The sequence below is a fragment of the Streptomyces sp. R41 genome, from assembly GCF_041053055.1.
In the GTDB taxonomy this organism is placed as follows: Bacteria; Actinomycetota; Actinomycetes; order Streptomycetales; family Streptomycetaceae; genus Streptomyces.
In genome coordinates this window covers 7,764,370-7,781,691 of record NZ_CP163443.1, presented here as the reverse complement: position 1 = coordinate 7,781,691, position 17,322 = coordinate 7,764,370, and the positions used below count along the sequence as shown (strand labels likewise).

Genomic DNA, 17,322 nt, shown 5'->3' with positions numbered 1-17,322 from the left:
CGGCAGCGCTTCCCCGGTTCGCCGCGTATGTCCCTGGAGGCGCCGTCAGACGGCCCCGGCTCCGGTGAGCGCCCGCACCTCGGTCTCGGCGTGCTTGGCCTCGTCCGGAGGCTCCGCGGACGTAACCGTGCCGAGCCAGCCGGCGAGGAAGCCCAAGGGGATCGAGACGAGACCCGGGTTCTGCAGTGGGAAGTACTGGAAATCCACACTCGGGAACAGCGATTCGGGGCTCCCCGACACCACCGGCGACAGCAGCACGAGCACCAGCGCGGGCACCAGGCCGCCGTATACGGCCCACACCGCGCCGCGCGTTGTGAAGGACCGCCAGAACAGTGAGTACAGCAGCACCGGCAGGTTCGCGGACGCGGCGACCGCGAAGGCGAGGCCCACCAGAAAGGCCACATTGAGATCCCGGGCGAGCAGCCCGAGGGCGATCGCGACGACACCGATCCCGACGGCGGCCGCACGTGCCACGGCGACCTCGCTGCGCGGCTTCGCATGCCGACGACGCAACGACGCGTACAGGTCGTGCGCCACGGACGCCGAGGACGCGAGGGTGATTCCGGCGACGACCGCAAGGATGGTGGCGAAGGCGATGGCGGCGACGATCGCGAAGAGAACCGTTCCTCCCGTGGAATTCGCGCCGCCGCCCAGATCGAGCGCCAGCAGCGGAACCGCCGTGTTTCCCGCCGCGTTCGACCCGCGCACCGTCTCCGGCCCGACGAGCGCGGCGGCGCCGAAGCCCAGCACGATCGTCATCAGGTAGAAGCCCCCGATGAGCCCGACCGACCAGACCACCGAGCGGCGCGCGGCCCGCGCCGTCGGCACCGTGTAGAAACGGGACAGGATGTGCGGCAGCCCGCCCGTGCCGAGCACCAGGGCCAGGCCCAGGCTGATGAAGTCGAACCGCGCGGTCCAGCTTCCGCCGTACTTCAGCCCGGGCGCGAGGAACGCGTCACCGTGCCCGCTGCGCTCCGCCGCCGAACGCAGCAGTTCGTTCAGATCCCCGTGAAAACGCACCAGGACCAGCGCGGTCAGCGCCATCGCCCCGCTCAGCAACAGCACGGCCTTGACGATCTGAATCCACGTGGTGGCCCGCATCCCTCCCAGCGACACATAGATCACCATGAGCGCGCCGACGCCGATCACCGTCCAATTCCGCGCTGCCTCGCTCGTACCCCCGAGAAGCAGCGCGACCAGGCTGCCCGCTCCCACCATCTGCGCCACCAGATACAGAACGGACACGGTCACCGAGGACGTTCCCGCCGCGATCCGCACCGGCCGCTCGCTCATCCGGGCCGCGACCACATCGGCGAGGGTGAACCGTCCGCAGTTGCGGACCAGTTCGGCCACCAGGAAGAGAACCACGAGCCAGGCGACGAGAAACCCCACGACGTACAACAACCCGTCGTAGCCGTAGAGCGAGATGAGCCCCGTGACGCCCAGGAAGGAGGCCGCCGACATGTAGTCGCCGGAGATGGCAAAACCATTCTCCATCGGCGAGAACAGCCGCCCGCCGGCATAGAACTCCTCCGCCGAACCATGCCGGTTACGGCTCACCCATGTAGTGATCGCCAGCGTCACCGCCACAAACGCGCTGAACAGCAGCAGCGCCAGCGTCTGATGGTTGCCGCTCACCGCTCACCACCTCTGGCGTTCCGCGTCAGCTCCTGGGTGTCCCAGCGCAGATCGAGCGCGGCCCGGTCCCTGCGCAGCCGCGCATGCCGCGCGTACGCCCAGGTGAACAGGAACGTCGTGAGGAACTGCCCGAGGCCCGCGAGCAGCGCCACGTTCACAGCACCGGCGACGGGCCTGGCCATGACCCCGGGCGCCGTCGTCGCGGTCACCACATAGCCCACGTACCAGGTGAAGAACAGGGCGACGCCCGGCACCACGAACCTCCGGTACCGGCTGCGCACTTCCTGGAAGGCCGCGCTGCGCTGCACCTCCAGATAGACGTCGGCCGTCCCGCCCGTCCGCCCGTCGTGCTCCGGACGCGCGGCCGGCACGGCAGGAGCGGGCGCACCCGTGCCGTCCAACTCACCCCAACCGGAGGCGAGCGCGTCGTACCAGGGGTCGTCGAACCGAACCTTCCCGGTGTCGCCGCCGTCGTGCTTCTCCACCGAACTCTCCTTGTCCGCGACCCGTTTCGGCCGCGTGCCCAAGGATGGGCAGATCGGGAAGATCCCGGACTCTTCTCTCCGTGCTCTTCACCCCATCAGGTGACTCAGTCCACCGGTGGCCGCACGAGACCTTTCCCATAGGCGTAACGGACTGCCTGAGCTCGGTCCTTGAGTCCCGTCTTGGCGAAGAGGTTGTTGATGTGGGTCTTCACCGTGGCCGTGGAGACATGCAGCTTGCGGGCGATCTCCTGGTTGCTGAGCCCCTCCGCGATCAGCAGGAGTACCTCGGTCTCGCGCGCGGTGAGCCCGTCCGGCGCCTCCGTGAGCGGGGCCGGCTCCGCTTGCGGCTCCGACAGCCTCTCCAGCAGCCGCCGTTGGATGCTCGGCGAGAGACCCGCGTCCCCGGACAGCACGCTCTCCACCGCCCGCACGATCTCGTCACCTCCCGCGTCCTTGGTGAGATAGCCGCGGGCCCCCGCTCTGAGCGCGGGAAACAACGACTCGTCGTCCGCGTACGTCGTGAGCACGACGACCTGCGTGCCAGGGTGCTCGGCTCGGATGCGCCGAGTCGCCTCAACACCGTCGCAGCGGGGCATGCGCAGGTCCATCAGCACGACGTCCGGAGCGAGTTCGGCGACAAGCTCCACGGCCTCGTCCCCGTCGCCCGCCGCTCCGACGACCTCGATCCCGGGCAACAACCCCAGCAGCATCACAATGCCTTCGCGCACCACGGTCTGGTCGTCCGCCACCACGACCCGCGCCGGCTTCCTGCCCGCCTCCTCCCTCTCCGTCATACGGGCACCTTCAGCGTCACCACGAACCCCTCCTCGTCAGGCCCGGCGTCCAACGAGCCGCCCAGCAACTCGGCACGCTCCCGCATGCCCAGCAGACCGTACCCGGCTCCCGAGCCGCTGAGTTCGCCCGGCGGCCCGCCCGAGTCCCGTACGTCCAGCGTCACTTCGTGCTCGCCGTAGGCCAGCCGTACGTGGACCTTGGCGCCCGGAGCATGCTTGCGCGCGTTCGTCAGAGCCTCCTGCGCGACTCTGCGGACCGCCTGCGAGGCCTCGGCGGGGAGCGCCTGCCGTGCGCCCGTCACGGTGACGTCGGCGCCGTCGGCCGTGGCGACGAGTTCGCTGAGGAAGTCCTCCAGCGGGGACATCTCGCCGCGCAGGGCGGAGAGAGCCTGCCGGGTCTCCGCGAGCCCCTCGCGGGCCATCCCGCGTGCCGCCACGACCCGTTCGAGGATCGTCTGCCGGTCTGCGCCCCGCTCGATGAGCAGCCGGGCCGCCTCCAGGTGCACCAGCTGCGCCGAGAGGCTGTGTGCCAGCACATCGTGGATCTCCCGCGCGATCCTGGTCCGCTCGGCGAGCGCCGCCGACTCCGCCTCCGCCACACGCGCCGCACGCTCCTGGGCGAGCAGCCGCTGGGCACTGCCGCGGGCCTCCGCGTCCAGGCGCAAGACGTATCCGCCCAGGACAAGCCCCGCCGTCGTGGCCGCGGTGGTCAGCCACACATCGTTGTCGACCGCCGCGTACGCGCCCAGCGCCACCGCGGTGACGGGCAGTGCCGCCGCGAGAGGCAGCCGTTCGATGGCGCTGATAGCGCACCCGCACCACAGGACCAGAGCCGGTACCCGCAGGCCCATACCCTGCCCCACCGTCGCAATCGCGAGCAGTAGCGCGAGGAGCCCCAGCGAGGGCAGCAGGCGGTGTTCGAGCGTGGTCCGCCAGAAGCCCCACGCGGCGCTTGCGCACACGAGGATTCCCACAACGCCCGCAGCCACCCCCCAGCCCCGCAGGTGGCTGTTCGCGAAGGTCGTCGCGATGAGCGCGCCGAGGGCGATGGCCCGCGTGGTCCAGGCGAGCGCCCGCCGCGCCCTGGGCACTCCCGCTCGGGAGAGTGCCTCGCGCGAGGGCCAGCGCTTCCAGGCGTTGTCGGTCACACGCGCTCCTTCCACGAGCCCTCGGGCACGCCGTCACCGTACGCCGTGCCCTGCCCGATCACCGGGCTCAGGGAATGCGACCTCCAGACCAGGAGCCCGGAGCGCACCAGCAGGGTCGTCGCGAGCGCGAGCAACAGAGCGGAGGAGTCCTGGTGCACGCCGAGCAGGGCTCCGAAGCCGAACAGGCCCAGGCGCAGGCCTATGCCCACGATCCAGACGGCCACGCTGGCCTTGGTGCTCTTGCTCCAAACCGAGCCGTCCGGCTCCGCCCAGATCCGTGTGGTCCACGCCCAGCCGGCTCCGGTGGCCAGGCCTATGAGCAGTTCGGTACCGAGCAAGAGAATCGCCTCTGTCCGGTGGTGTGGGTCGATCACCCCAGGCTCCCGCACAGCGATGAAGACCAGGACGGCGGGCACGATCCACAAGCGCCTGTCCGTGCTGATCCTGCGGGTGCGGAACTGGCGCGCGATCACCACAACCACAACAGCGCAGATCACCAAAGCATTGACGAGCCCGGACATCACAGCCTCCGTGGGCGAGGAAGAGCGGGTACCGGCAGCGGGAGCTGTCGACGCCTTCGACGCTACGGAAATCGGCTGGTCAGCAGATCGGAGCCGGGGTGGATCGTGGGTGGATCCCCACCGCCCCGAGCCTCCACCCACGGGTGGAGACCCCCTTCCGACCACCGCCGCCGCGTGGCGAGGCCGAGAGTCTTTCGCCCCCTCCGCCCCTACCCGTCCCGTACCTGGGGGCTACCGCCCCCAGACCCCCGCTTCGGCCTTGACGGCCTCGTCCTCAAACCCCGGACGGGCAAAAATCAAGCGCCGCCCGGGAGCAGGCGAGCAGGCAGGGTGGAATACAGCCGCACGCACGACGCACCCGCAGCCGCCAACGCCCCCGGCCAGTCACCCGCACCCGCCGACGCACGCCCCCACTCACCCGCACTCGCCCACGCACGGAAGGGGCCGTGCCGGTACATCACATGCCCCGTCGCTTACGTGGTTGCCAACAGGCAGAGCCATGCAAGCCAAGCGATCTGCCACCGGCGACGGGGCGGATGTACCGGCACGGCCCCGACCCACCCACCGGCGCAAAGGCGGAATGGCGCAGCCACCCACCGGCGGAAAAGCGCAATGGCGCAGCCACCCACCGGCGCAAACCCGCCCCACCCACCGACGGAACGCGACCCGCGCAGCCCAGCGGCAGCGCCTACGCGTCGATCCGCGACCGATCCAACGTAGCCGCCGAACTGGAGATGAACTCCTTGCGCGGCGCCACATCGTTCCCCATCAGCAGATCGAACACCTGCTCAGACGCCTCAAGGTCGGAGATGTTGATCCGCCGCAGAGTCCGGTGCCGCGGATCCATCGTCGTCTCGGCCAGCTGATCGGCGTCCATCTCACCCAGACCCTTGTAACGCTGGATCGAGTCCTTGTACCGCACGTTCTTGCGCTGCAGCTCGAGCAGCGTCTCCCGCAGCTCACGGTCCGAGTACGTGTAGATGTACTTGTCCTGCCCCTTCTTGGGCTGGCTGAGCTCAATCCGGTGCAGCGGCGGCACGGCCGCGAACACCCGCCCCGCCTCGACCATGGGCCGCATGTACCGCTGGAACAGCGTCAGCAGCAGAATGCGAATGTGCGCGCCGTCGACGTCCGCGTCGACGAGAAGAATGATCTTCCCGTAGCGCGCCGCGTCGATGTCGAAGGTCCGGCCCGACCCGGCTCCTATGACCTGGATGATCGCGCCGCACTCGGCGTTCTTCAGCATGTCCGTCACGGACGCCTTCTGAACGTTGAGGATCTTGCCGCGGATCGGCAGCAACGCCTGGAACTCGGAGTTCCGGGCGAGCTTGGCCGTACCGAGCGCGGAGTCGCCCTCGACGATGAAGAGCTCACTGCGCTCCACGTCGTCGCTGCGGCAGTCGGCGAGCTTGGCGGGCAGGGAGGAGGACTCCAGAGCCGTCTTCCGACGCTGCGCATCCTTGTGCTGGCGGGCCGCGATCCGCGTACGAGCGGCCGAGACGGCCTTCTCCATGACGACGCGCGCCTGCGCGGCAGCATCCCGCTTCGTCGAGGTCAGGAACGCCTTGAGCTCCTTGGAGACCACGTTCGTCACGATGCGGCGGGCCGCCGAGGTACCGAGGACCTCCTTGGTCTGGCCCTCGAACTGCGGCTCGGCGAGACGCACCGTGACGACGGCCGTCAGGCCCTCCAGAGCGTCGTCCTTGACGACGTCGTCCTCGGCGACGCGCAGCAGCTTCTTGGCGCGCAACACCTCGTTCATCGTCTTGGCGACGGCCTGCTCGAAGCCCGCGACGTGGGTGCCGCCCTTCGGGGTGGCGATGATGTTCACGAACGACTTCAGGGTCGTGTCGTAGCCGGTGCCCCAGCGCAGCGCGACATCGACGCCGAGCTCACGGGTGACCTCGGTGGGCGTCATCTGCCCGTGGTCGTCGAGGACCGGGACGGTCTCCTTGAAGGTGCCCTGCCCGGAGAAGCGCAGGACGTCGCAGACGGGCTTGTCGGCGGCCAGATACTCACAGAATTCGCTGATGCCGCCGTCGAAGCGGAAGGACTCCTCGCCCTTGCTCCCGCCCTCGCCGAGTCCGTACTCGTCACGGACGACGATGGTCAGGCCGGGCACCAGGAAAGCGGTCTGACGGGCGCGCTGGTGCAGGTTCTCCAGGGAGAGCTTGGCATCCTTGAGGAAGATCTGACGGTCGGCCCAGTAACGCACGCGCGTACCGGTGCGGGTCTTGGGGATCCGCTTGACCTTGCGCAGCCCGCTGGCCGCGTCGAAGGCGGCGTCGGGACCGTCCGCCTTGAAAACCCCCGGAGTACCGCGCCGGAAGCTCACCGCATGGGTCTGGCCGCTGCGGTCCACCTCGATGTCCAGGCGGGCGGAGAGCGCGTTCACCACAGAGGCGCCCACGCCGTGCAGACCGCCGGAGGCCGCATACGAGCCGCCGCCGAACTTGCCGCCGGCGTGCAGCTTGGTCATCACGACCTCGACGCCGGAGAGGCCGGTCTTGGGCTCCACGTCGACCGGGATGCCGCGGCCGTTGTCCCGCACCTCCACCGAGGCGTCGTCGTGCAGGATCACCTCGATGTGGTCGCAGTAGCCCCCAAGGGCCTCGTCCACGGAGTTGTCGATGATCTCCCAGAGGCAGTGCATCAGACCGCGGCTGTCGGTCGACCCGATGTACATGCCCGGGCGCTTGCGCACGGCCTCGAGCCCCTCGAGGACGAGCAGGTGCCGCGCGGTGTAGTTGGAACCGTCCCGGTCTGCTCCGGTCAGCAGCGCTGTGGACGGCACGGACGTCTCGGCGGTCACGCGGTTCGCTCCTCGCTGAATTTCAGATGGGACCCTTTTGGGTAAGGGCCCGGCTTCGGTCGCCGCTCAGAGGGTACCGAGGCCTGGTAGAGCCGTTGTAACGCCACCCTCGCATGAACTCAGACTAGTCCAGGGTCGCATGGGTGTTCGATCCCTCGATGGAGTGAAGTACATATCACGTTCCCTTCCAGGCATGAACCATTTAGGCTCCGGGCACGTCCTCATGAACAACCGGCAACCCAGCCGGGAGGACTGACCCTGACAGACTGCGCGAACCCGTAAGACACGAAGACACGTAATACGGCTCATTCGCCGCCACCCGGCAGCAGACAGCCGCCCCGGAGAGAAATTTTCGAGGAAAAGCCACGAGCGGGAACGTTTTCGGCCTGGTTGGATGTTGACCCTGGTACGACAGCTCGTCGAGCTAGAGAAGAGGCGACGTGACTACTGTTCTGACCCCCGCGAGCCCGCTGACGGCCGCTGACCGCTGCGACCGTTGCGGCGCCCAGGCATATCTGCGCGTCGTCCTCCTGAGCGGCGGAGAACTGCTCTTCTGCGCCCACCACGGTCGCAAGTTCGAGCCGGAACTCAAGAAGATCGCCGCTGAGATACAGGACGAGACGGAGCGACTGACGTCCGTTCCCGAAAGCGTCAACGACGAAGAACGCTGACACTTCGCATCAACGACGAGCGAGTGCCGGCACAGGCCGGCGAGTGGGCGGTCACTCCCTGGACACAGGGAGTGACCGCCCATACTCGTACCGCCTCCCCCTTTGCCCCAGTGGCCCCTTACGCGTCAGGGACGTTGCCCCCAGCGGCTCCCCTCACGCGCCAGGACTGGCCTCCAGCGGCTTCCACCACGCGTCAGGATGTCGCCGTTCAGCGACCCCACCGCACCTCCGGACATGGCGTTCAGCGCCTCCCGCCGAGCGTCCGGGCCACGTCCGAGACCCGCGTATAGACCCCCGGGCTCCCCGCCCGTCCGCAGCCGCTCCCCCAGGACACCAGGCCTATGAGCCGCCCCTGAGCGACCAGCGGCCCGCCGCTGTCCCCCTGACAGGCGTCCCGCCCGCCTTCGTTCTCGCCGGCGCACAGCATGGACGCAGCCTGGTACGTACCGTCGGAGTTGCCCGGATAGGCCTTCTCACAGGTGGCATCGGGGAGTACGTTCACGCGCGCGGCCCTGAGACTGCCGGCGTAGTCACCACCGCCCGTCGTGTCACCCCAGCCGTAGACCATGGCGGCTGTACCCTGCTCGTACGCGGGGTCTCCCGACGGCGCCATACGGATGACCGAGCTCTCGGGAAGCGAGGCGGCGAGCGTGAGCACGCCGAAGTCCCCCGCGTTCGTATAGCTGTCGTAACGCGGGTTGACCCAGATGTCGCGTACGGATATCTCCTTGCCGCCGCTCGACAGCAGGTCCCCGCGGCCCGCGATGACCTTCAGGTCACGCACCTGTCGAGGCGGCGTCCCCAGCGCATCCGAGCCCAGACAGTGGGCCGCGGTCAAGACCTGGGACGGGCTGATCACCACTCCTCCGCAGAACTGCCCGGCACGCGTACCCCCGAACCGGTCACGACTGGACAGCGCCACTGTCCACGGGCTCTCGGAGATCTCGACCGGAAAGCCTCCGACGACGACACTGTCCGCAGCCGCCGGGGCGGGGGACGCCAGCGGTATCACAGCTGCGGTGGCCGCGAGGGCCAGCACTGAGGCAAAGGGACGGCGCATGTGCGCTCCTCACTCTGGGATGGTCATGGAACACCCAGAGTGATCCAGCACGCGTGTGCGCGCACCCCGCGCACACGCCGAGGGCCCGGCTCCCCACGGGAGTCGGGCCCTCGATGACGTACGGCCGAGACCTAGTCGAGGTAGTCGCGCAGCACCTGGGAGCGCGACGGGTGACGCAGCTTCGACATCGTCTTGGACTCGATCTGGCGGATCCGCTCACGGGTCACGCCGTACACCTTGCCGATCTCGTCGAGGGTCTTCGGCTGACCGTCGGTGAGACCGAAGCGCATCGAGACGACGCCCGCCTCGCGCTCGGACAGGGTGTCGAGAACGGAGTGCAGCTGCTCCTGGAGGAGCGTGAAGCTCACCGCGTCGGCCGGGACGACGGCCTCGGAGTCCTCGATGAGGTCACCGAACTCGCTGTCGCCGTCCTCGCCCAGCGGGGTGTGCAGGGAGATGGGCTCGCGGCCGTACTTCTGGACCTCGATGACCTTCTCCGGGGTCATGTCGAGTTCCTTGGCCAGCTCCTCCGGGGTGGGCTCGCGGCCCAGGTCCTGGAGCATCTGGCGCTGCACGCGCGCGAGCTTGTTGATGACCTCGACCATGTGCACCGGGATACGGATGGTGCGGGCCTGGTCGGCCATGGCGCGGGTGATCGCCTGACGGATCCACCAGGTGGCGTACGTGGAGAACTTGTAGCCCTTGGTGTAGTCGAACTTCTCGACCGCGCGGATCAGACCGAGGTTGCCCTCCTGGATGAGGTCCAGGAAGAGCATGCCGCGGCCGGTGTAGCGCTTGGCCAGGGAGACCACCAGACGGAGGTTGGCCTCCAGGAGGTGGTTCTTGGCGCGGCGGCCGTCCTCGGCGATGATCTCCAGCTCGCGCTTGAGCTTGGGGGCGAGCTTGTCGGCGTTGGCCAGCTTGTCCTCGGCGAACAGACCGGCCTCGATGCGCTTGGCGAGCTCCACCTCCTGCTCGGCGTTGAGCAGCGGGACCTTACCGATCTGCTTGAGGTAGTCCTTGACGGGGTCGGCGGTGGCACCGGCAGCGGCGACCTGCTGTGCGGGCGCGTCGTCCTCGTCCTCGTCGGACAGCACAAAGCCCTGGGCGCCGTCCTCGGCGGGCTCTTCGGCACCGGGCTTCCCCGGGGTCTCCTCGACCGCCTCGTCGTCGACCAGCTCGGCGTCGTCCTTCTTGGCGGTGGTCTTCTTGGCCGCCGTCTTCTTGGCGACCGTCTTCTTTGCGACGGCCTTCTTGGCGGTCGCCTTCTTGGCAGGGGCCTTCTGGGCAGATGCATCCTCAGCCGGATCGTCGGCGGCAGGCACTGCCGGAGCGGCGGTGGCGGTGGCCTTCTTGGCAGTCACCGTCTTCGCCGCCACGGTCTTGGTGGCGGTGCGCTTGGCCGGACTCTTCGCTGCGACGCTCTTTCGGGTGCGCTTGGGCTCCGCGGCACTGACCATCAGCGTCACACCCTCTTCCTCGAGGATCTGGTTGAGGCTGCGCAGTACGTTCTTCCACTGAGTGGCCGGAATCTGGTCAGCTTCGAAGGCCCGACGCACGTCATCGCCGGCGATCTGCCCCTCAGCCTTTCCCCGCTCAATGAGCGCCATGACAGAGACGGACTCGGCGATCTCAGGCGGGAGCGTACGGGATGTGCTGGCCGACACGAACAACCTCTCGGAACGTTGGAAAACGGCTTCCGGCCCCGTCCACTGTGGACAGGAGCCGACGACCGCCGGCTTGGGGATGGGCCGACGGCGCGAGCGGGGGCCGGGAAGATGCACAGCGCCGTAGACGGCGTCCGTATTCCCTCCTCGGCTGTCACCTCTTAGGTCATCGCGCTGTTCCGCAGAGCGTTACGCCCAATCTGCGTGGCCCGAGTCACACCCCGTAAGCGCTCAAAAGCTGCCAGATACGGTCAGAGGGGGTCAGCCGGTGCCCTCTGCCCCCTCGCGCCGGACCCCGCCGGGTCCACGAAGGATCCGACGGGGTCCGACGGGAGATGGTTCGCCGGCCAAGCGATGCCACGAGAGGGCACACGCCCTCGACCGCGCCGCCCTCGGTGCGTGGTCAGTGTTCGCGCGGCGCGGGCACCACGCGCTCCACCTCGGGGTGGACGGTGAGCAATTGACGCATGGCTGTCTCGGCCGCCGCACCATCCGCCGCGCCGAGGGCGTCGACGATGCGCGCGTGATGCCCCAGGGAGACGTCGTTGGGCCGGTCACAGCCGGTGACGGGACCGCCGGAGACCTGGAGCGCCGCCGACACGATCCCGGAGAGGTGCTCCAGCATCCGGTTGCCCGCGAGCTGGATGAGCAGTGAGTGGAACTCCGCGTCGGCCCGCGAGAAGGTGAGCGAGTCACCCTGCGCCATGGCATGGCCCATGATCTCGACCATGTCACCGAGCCGCTGCTGGACCTCCTCGCGACCGTGCCCGGCCGCGAGGCGTGCGGCGAGCGGCTCGATGGTCCAGCGCAGCTCGCTCAGCTCACGTCGCTGGTCGTCGCGCTGCGGACCGAAGGCCCGCCATTCGATGATGTCGGGGTCGAGGAGGTTCCAGTCGCTGACGGGCCGCACGCGCGTGCCGACGTTCGGCCTGGCGCTGACCAGCCCCTTCGCCTCCAGGACCCGGAGCGACTCACGGACGACGGTGCGGGACACCTCGAACCGCTGACCGATCTCCTCGGGGACGAGCGGGCGGTCCGCACCCAGGTCGCCGGAGACGATCATCTGGCCCAGTTGTTGGACGAGTTGGCCGTGCAGCCCGCGTCCGCGGCTGCCCGCGGCGCGTCGGCCCACACGGCCGAGCTCCGGGTCGGCGCTCTCCCACGCGGGGGCGCCCACGCGGTCGGCACCTGAGGCCTCGGTATAGGGGTAGCGGTCGAGTTCGCCCGGGCCGGCCAGGCCGGAGTCTGAGGAGCGGGCGGCGGTCATCATGGTCTGCGCAAGGGTACTCACGGATCCTTTGTCGGCGCTGGCTCCAACTCCCTTGAGGTCTTTGGTGAAAAGCACACGAAAGGGTGATCGCTCACCCCGTCGCAATTGACGCCTTATCGGAAAGAAATGGGCTTTCTTCGGGGAGTTGTGCGCACGGCGGGTACGGAAGGGCCCGGACGGTCGTCATCGGACCCTGCTCCGCAGGGTCGTGAGCAGATATGCGCAGAGCAGGGCGGTCAGCGACAACATCAGTGCACCGCCCACGGGTTGGACGATGACCCGCACTCCGGCCGCCAGATAGCGTTCGCCCCCGAACGGCCACTGCATCAGCACCAGCTCGCGCAGCCTCATGGGGAACCCGGCCGCAGTCCGCACAGACGGCCCCTCCAAGGTCTTTTGTACGAGGGGTACGACGAGGACCGGCACCGCGACCACCGCGGCGAGCCCGGCGGTCGTGGACCGGAAGGTGCCCGCGGCCAGCACACCTGCCCAGGCGCAGCCCACCACGAGGCCGATCCAACTCGCACTCAGCGCAAGCCAGTCCGCGGGAACTCCGGTGAGCTCCCGTCCGTAGACGAGGTACAGCACCTCGAGGTCGCATCCCACGGTGAGGAAGGCCAGCGTGAGCGCCGTGGCGGAGGCGACGAGGAGTTTGGCGGCGAGCAGTCCCATGCGTCGGGGGACGGTCCCGCGGTCCGCGGCCAGGGCGGGGTGGCGGAACTCTTCACCGAAGGCGATGGCCCCGAGCAGTCCCGCGCCGAGCGCGGCGGGCGGCAGCGGAAATTCCCGCGGCCACGCGGCCAGCAGGCGGGGCTGGGGCGTGTGACCGATTCTGGCCAGGAGGACCGACAGGAGGGCCGAGGTGACGAGAACGGCGGCCGCCGTGAGGTAGCCGGTGCCCACACCGGCGGCACGGCGCAGCTCGTAGCGCAGGGGACGCAGCGGGCTCGGGGCCTGACGTACGGCGATGGGGGGCGGGAGGGGAGGCAGAGTGTTCGAGGCCAGCTCCTCGGTCGGGCGGGGCTCGTCGGTCTCGTGAGCGTCCCCCTCGGCGGACGGCGAAGCGACGGGTCCCATATCGCCGATTTCGTCGGCGAGTTGATGTACGAGGATCCCGTGCCGGAAGGCGGTCTCGCCGACGTCGGCGCATGTGCTGCCGTACACCGAGAGCCGATTTCCGTCCTCGCGGACAACCTCAATGGAGCGCTTGGCGGTACGTGCCTCCTTGGCCAGCAGGGCGCTGAGCCGGACGGCGTGCGGACTGCGGACCGCGACCCTGGGGCGGAGCCGGGTGCGGGCGAAGTCCGCGACCTCCTGGTCGGCGACGAGCCGGCCCTCCTCCAGCGTGACGACCCGGTCGGAGTTTCGCGCGGCCTCCTTGGGATCGTCCGTGGTGAACAGCACGGTGCCGCCCTGGGCCGCGTGCGCGCGGAGAATTCCGTGCAGCCACCGGCCCTCGTGGGCGGAGAGCCCCTCGACGGGGGCGTCGAGGACGAGGGTGTGCGGGTCGGACAGGAGTGCGCACGCCAGGCCGAGGCGGCGATCCATACCGCGCGAGAGCGTGCCCAGGCGTTCGTCGCGGAGGCTGACGAGCCCGACCACGTCGAGTACTTCGTCGGCGCGTCGCACGGGCACGCCGGCGGCCGCGCACAGCATGCGGAGTTGGCCGCGGACCGTCCGCGCCGGGTGACCGGGCACCTCGCCCAGGAGCACGCCGACTTCACGCGACGGATGGGCGATCCGGTGCAGTGGGCGGCCTCTGAAGTAGGTGATTCCGCGGCCCTGTTGAAGTTCGAGCATGAGCTTCAGCGCCGTCGTCTTGCCCGCGCCCCGGGCTCCGAGGACTGCGGTGACGTGGCCCGCGCGCGCCTCGAAGGACACGTCGTCGACAGCGGGCGGAAGCTCCTTGCGAGGGTTGCTGGTCAGTCCGATGGCCTGGATCACTCGAAGCAAGATAGCGCGATATTTCCGGTTTTCGGGTACCTTGAGGCCCGTCTCGGGCAGGCCTCACACCTCCTGCGGGCACATCCCGGCCGCCACAGCCGAGACCGGTGTTCCCGCCCCGGTCAGACCTCGGGGCGCAGCATCGGCGGGTTGAGCAGCGTGGCTCCGCCCGCGCGGAAGAGCTGGGCGGGGCGGCCGCCCTGGCGTGTGGTCGTGCCGCCCGTGGGCACCAGGAAGCCCGGCGTGCCCGTCACCTTGCGGTGGAAGTTGCGCGGGTCGAGCGCCACGCCCCACACCGCCTCGTACACGCGGCGCAACTCGCCGACGGTGAACTGGGTCGGGCAGAAGGCGGTGGCCAGCGACGAGTACTCGATCTTGGACCGAGCGCGCTCCACACCGTCGGAGAGGATCTGCGCGTGGTCGAAGGCGAGCGGCGCCGCCTGCTCCCCGTCGCGCCCGTAACCACCCTGCTGCAGCAGCTCCTCGACGGGCGCCCAGCGCGCGCTGTTGGCGTCGCCACCCGCTCGTGGCGCGGGCAGATCGGGTGCCAGGGCGAGATGGGCGACGCTGACCACCCGCATCCGCGGGTCACGCTTGGGGTCGCCGTACGTCGCGAGCTGCTCCAGATGCGCGCCGTTGTCCTGCGCGGGCGCGGACGGGTCGTGGGCGCACAGCCCGGTCTCCTCGACCAGCTCGCGCGCCGCCGCCTGCGCCAGATCCTCGTCGGGCCGTACGAAGCCGCCCGGGAGCGCCCACCGCCCCTGGAACGGCTGCTCACCCCTCCGCACCGCCAGCGCACACAGGGCATGGCGACGCACGGTCAGCACGACCAGGTCCACGGTCACGGCAAAGGGCGGAAAGGCCGACGGGTCGTAGGGCATGCCGCGATCATAGTCGTCTGCCTGACGATAAACACTCCCTTCGTCGTCCGCATCCAGGGTTGATCCACCTCCGTCCGGTAGGGCGCCCACCGGCTGCCATGGGTCGCCGTCCGGGGACGCGTCCCGCAAGATCACACCCCCAACTGCAGTCCGTCGGCCGCCTCCTCGACCATGGCAAGGCCGAGCCTGCTGACGCGTACGGAGAAGGGCGCGCCGGAGATCCGCAGTCTCGTCAGCCCGATCTCGCCCAGCGGCGCATCACGGACCGGGCGCAGCGTCACCGTTCCGGCCGGGGCGTCGGGGCGGATCCCGGCAAGGGAGGTGAGCAGCAGCACCCCGGCGGCCGCGGCCGCGGCCGCCGGTCGGCAGGCCGCGGGATGGGGCAGCGGGGCGCTCCCCTCCGTGCGCTGTTCCCCCGCGTACATCTCGGGCAGCCGGTGCCCGAAGGCCTCGGCCGCCGCGAGTACGCCACGCAGCAGCGAGCTCGCCTCCTTCTCGTAGCCCGCGGCGGCCAGCCCCGCGACGGCAACCACCGTCTCCTGAACGCGCACGGCGCCACCGCGATGACCGAACGGGTTGTACGCCGCCTCCTTCGCCTCCAGGCTGCGCAACCCCCAGCCCGAGTCCATGGCCGGGCCGCCGAACAGCCGCGCCAACTGCTCGGTCTGCACCTTGTCGAGCAGGCCGGGAGCCAGCACTCCGGAACCCAGCAGGCCGGTATCGAGGAGGTGGGCGGTGCCCGAGCCCAGGTGCGGCACGAAGCGCCCGTCCGGAGCCCGGGCGGCCGCCGGTCTGCCGCCTCCCCGGTCTTCGACCCAGAAGTCGTCGTGGAACGCCGTCCGCAGCTCTTGGGCCCACTGCCGCAACCCCACACCGCCTGGTCGGCCATATGCGTCGAGCAGATCGGCGCCCAGCAGTGCCGCCCGGTGGGCGTGCGCCTGTGTCTCGCAGCGGAGCGGTCCGCCGGGCTGCGGATCGGGCAGATAGATGCCGTCGCCGACGGCGGTCCGCAGCCACTGGAGGCACCGCTCGGCCGTGGGCAGCAGCACCTCGACCTCCCGCTCCGCAAGCCCCCAGCGCCGGGCCTCCGCGAGCAGCACGGGGAAGAGCAAAGTCGCCTCGGTCGCCGTGCAGCCCGGCGGCAGATGCGGCCCCCCGTCGCGGCGCGGTCCGGGAATCAGGCCGGACCGCGGTCCCGGACCGCCGAGCTGAGTGCGGGCGAGAGTCCGCAGGGTGCTCGCGGCGAGACGGGTACCGAGCGGCAGCGTCATCCGCGCCGCGACAAGGGCCTCCGCCGGTGCCAGGCCACACCGCCAGGGAGCCCCCGCAGCGAGATGCGTGTCGGACGGGTGCCGGGGGTCGCGCAACAGCAGCGCCTGGAGATCCTCGACGCACGTACGCAGGAGTGCCCCGGCCCTGGGGTCGTCGCCCACCGCCCGGGCCGGAGCGAACGGGCTCGCCGCGCCGCGTCCCACCACTGTGATGGGCCCGGCAGCGTCCGGCCGTACGCGCAGCTCCACGCTCCGGGTACCGCCCGGCGGCAGTTCGAGCTCCCAACGCAGCAGTCCCGCGGAGGCCAGGGCGTCGCTGGGCGGTGGGTCGGCGGTGACGGCCGAGTGCCCTGTGGGGCAGGACCACCGCAGGCCGGAGTCGTGGACGCTGGCGGACAATTCGGGTCCGGCTCGGCCCGAGGCAACCGCGCCCAGTTCCGCGAGATCCGTGCCGAGGGCGACCTCGACGGGCAGGCGCAGGGTACGAGGGGCCGCGCTCTGCAAGGTGATCCGCTCGGTGCCGTCCGCGCACCGCGTCCGTTCGACGACCACGTCCGGATCCGGGCCGGCGTCGGGGGACGCACGCAGCGTCCCCACAAAGCGCGCTCGGTCGGCCGCGACCATACGGGCCTGCACGGCGAGCGGTTCCCGGCCGGCGACCCGCACCTGGCAACGGGAGAGCATGCGTCGCCCCGCGCGGTAGAACCCCTCCAACCCCTGGCCCGTCAACTGCCCCTGCTCCGTGGAGATCGCCAGCCCCGGCAGGGCGACGCAGATCAGGGCCGTGTGAGCGGGCGGCAGGTTCACGGTCCGGCGCGGCATCGGAAGCAATGACTGGGGAGCTGCGGGACCGCCCGCTCCCGCGAAGGGGGGCGAGGTGCTGTCCATTCCCGAGAGGGGGGCCGACGGGGCGCCCCGATGGGTGATGGGCTGCGCGGTCCCGCGTACGGGCGGACGGTTGCCATCGGGGGCGGAAGACGGGCTGGGCAAGGGCATGAGGCAGGTTCCTCCGCGCTCGGTGCGCCTTGAGCGCGCTCGGCGCCGGTGGGGGGCTCCGTAAGGTCGGGGGCGTTGCGGCGGCGCGGTCCGGTCGCGGGTTCCGCCACTCAGGTGAACGGAGCGGCCCTGCCCGGGGTCACGCCCTCGGCCCGGGAAGCCGA

At 70.1% G+C, this 17,322-nt stretch carries 13 protein-coding genes; 1 reads left to right on the top strand and 12 read right to left on the bottom strand.

Annotated features, from left to right (window positions below; translation table 11 throughout):
* Nucleotides 1-45: 45 nt before the first annotated feature.
* The 6 genes from AB5J53_RS35420 to AB5J53_RS35395 all read right to left on the bottom strand — a co-directional run bounded on the left by AB5J53_RS35420 (nucleotide 46) and on the right by AB5J53_RS35395 (nucleotide 7,398).
* The gene (locus tag AB5J53_RS35420; RefSeq protein WP_369249672.1) at nucleotides 46-1,638 is read right to left on the bottom strand and encodes a cation acetate symporter; all 1,593 of its coding nucleotides are present in this window, start codon (nucleotides 1,636-1,638) and stop codon (nucleotides 46-48) included.
* The gene (locus tag AB5J53_RS35415; RefSeq protein ID WP_369249671.1) at nucleotides 1,635-2,123 is read right to left on the bottom strand and encodes a DUF485 domain-containing protein; all 489 of its coding nucleotides are present in this window, start codon (nucleotides 2,121-2,123) and stop codon (nucleotides 1,635-1,637) included. Before AB5J53_RS35415 ends, AB5J53_RS35420 begins: the two co-directional genes overlap by 4 nt.
* A 104-nt stretch (nucleotides 2,124-2,227) precedes the next feature.
* On the bottom strand, nucleotides 2,228-2,917 hold the full coding sequence (locus AB5J53_RS35410) for a response regulator (protein ID WP_369249670.1): 690 nt from the start codon (nucleotides 2,915-2,917) through the stop codon (nucleotides 2,228-2,230).
* A complete protein-coding gene (locus tag AB5J53_RS35405) occupies nucleotides 2,914-4,065 on the bottom strand; it encodes a sensor histidine kinase (protein WP_369249669.1) in 1,152 nt (383 codons plus the stop codon). The genes AB5J53_RS35410 and AB5J53_RS35405 overlap by 4 nt, the downstream gene beginning before the upstream one ends.
* Nucleotides 4,062-4,586 carry a DUF1453 domain-containing protein gene (locus AB5J53_RS35400; protein WP_369249668.1) on the bottom strand — a complete coding sequence of 175 codons (525 nt, stop codon included), beginning with the start codon at nucleotides 4,584-4,586 and terminating at the stop codon, nucleotides 4,062-4,064. Before AB5J53_RS35400 ends, AB5J53_RS35405 begins: the two co-directional genes overlap by 4 nt.
* Before the next feature lie 688 nt (nucleotides 4,587-5,274).
* Nucleotides 5,275-7,398, bottom strand: coding sequence for a type IIA DNA topoisomerase subunit B (locus AB5J53_RS35395; protein ID WP_369249667.1), 2,124 nt, complete (start codon nucleotides 7,396-7,398; stop codon nucleotides 5,275-5,277).
* A gap of 440 nt (nucleotides 7,399-7,838) precedes the next feature.
* Here AB5J53_RS35395 and AB5J53_RS35390 point away from each other — a divergent pair, with 440 nt between their 5' ends.
* On the top strand, nucleotides 7,839-8,069 hold the full coding sequence (locus AB5J53_RS35390) for a hypothetical protein (protein WP_121406526.1): 231 nt from the start codon (nucleotides 7,839-7,841) through the stop codon (nucleotides 8,067-8,069).
* 241 nt (nucleotides 8,070-8,310) lie between these two features.
* Here the strand turns inward: AB5J53_RS35390 and AB5J53_RS35385 are convergent, their stop codons facing one another.
* The 6 genes from AB5J53_RS35385 to AB5J53_RS35360 all read right to left on the bottom strand — a co-directional run bounded on the left by AB5J53_RS35385 (nucleotide 8,311) and on the right by AB5J53_RS35360 (nucleotide 16,984).
* Complete coding sequence (locus AB5J53_RS35385; RefSeq protein ID WP_369249666.1) at nucleotides 8,311-9,129, bottom strand: serine protease; 819 nt, start codon at nucleotides 9,127-9,129, stop codon at nucleotides 8,311-8,313.
* A gap of 131 nt (nucleotides 9,130-9,260) precedes the next feature.
* The gene (locus tag AB5J53_RS35380; RefSeq protein ID WP_369249665.1) at nucleotides 9,261-10,796 is read right to left on the bottom strand and encodes an RNA polymerase sigma factor; all 1,536 of its coding nucleotides are present in this window, start codon (nucleotides 10,794-10,796) and stop codon (nucleotides 9,261-9,263) included.
* Between the two features lie 403 nt (nucleotides 10,797-11,199).
* Nucleotides 11,200-12,087: a FadR/GntR family transcriptional regulator gene (locus tag AB5J53_RS35375; RefSeq protein WP_369249664.1), complete on the bottom strand. Its 888-nt coding sequence runs from the start codon at nucleotides 12,085-12,087 to the stop codon at nucleotides 11,200-11,202.
* Nucleotides 12,088-12,249: 162 nt separating this feature from the next.
* Complete coding sequence (locus AB5J53_RS35370; RefSeq protein ID WP_369249663.1) at nucleotides 12,250-14,010, bottom strand: ATP-binding cassette domain-containing protein; 1,761 nt, start codon at nucleotides 14,008-14,010, stop codon at nucleotides 12,250-12,252.
* A gap of 122 nt (nucleotides 14,011-14,132) precedes the next feature.
* Nucleotides 14,133-14,891, bottom strand: a complete 759-nt coding sequence (locus AB5J53_RS35365) for an NUDIX domain-containing protein (RefSeq protein ID WP_369249662.1) — start codon at nucleotides 14,889-14,891, stop codon at nucleotides 14,133-14,135.
* Nucleotides 14,892-15,022: 131 nt separating this feature from the next.
* The gene (locus AB5J53_RS35360) at nucleotides 15,023-16,984 is read right to left on the bottom strand and encodes a glycogen debranching N-terminal domain-containing protein (protein ID WP_369249661.1); all 1,962 of its coding nucleotides are present in this window, start codon (nucleotides 16,982-16,984) and stop codon (nucleotides 15,023-15,025) included.
* Nucleotides 16,985-17,322: the final 338 nt, after the last annotated feature.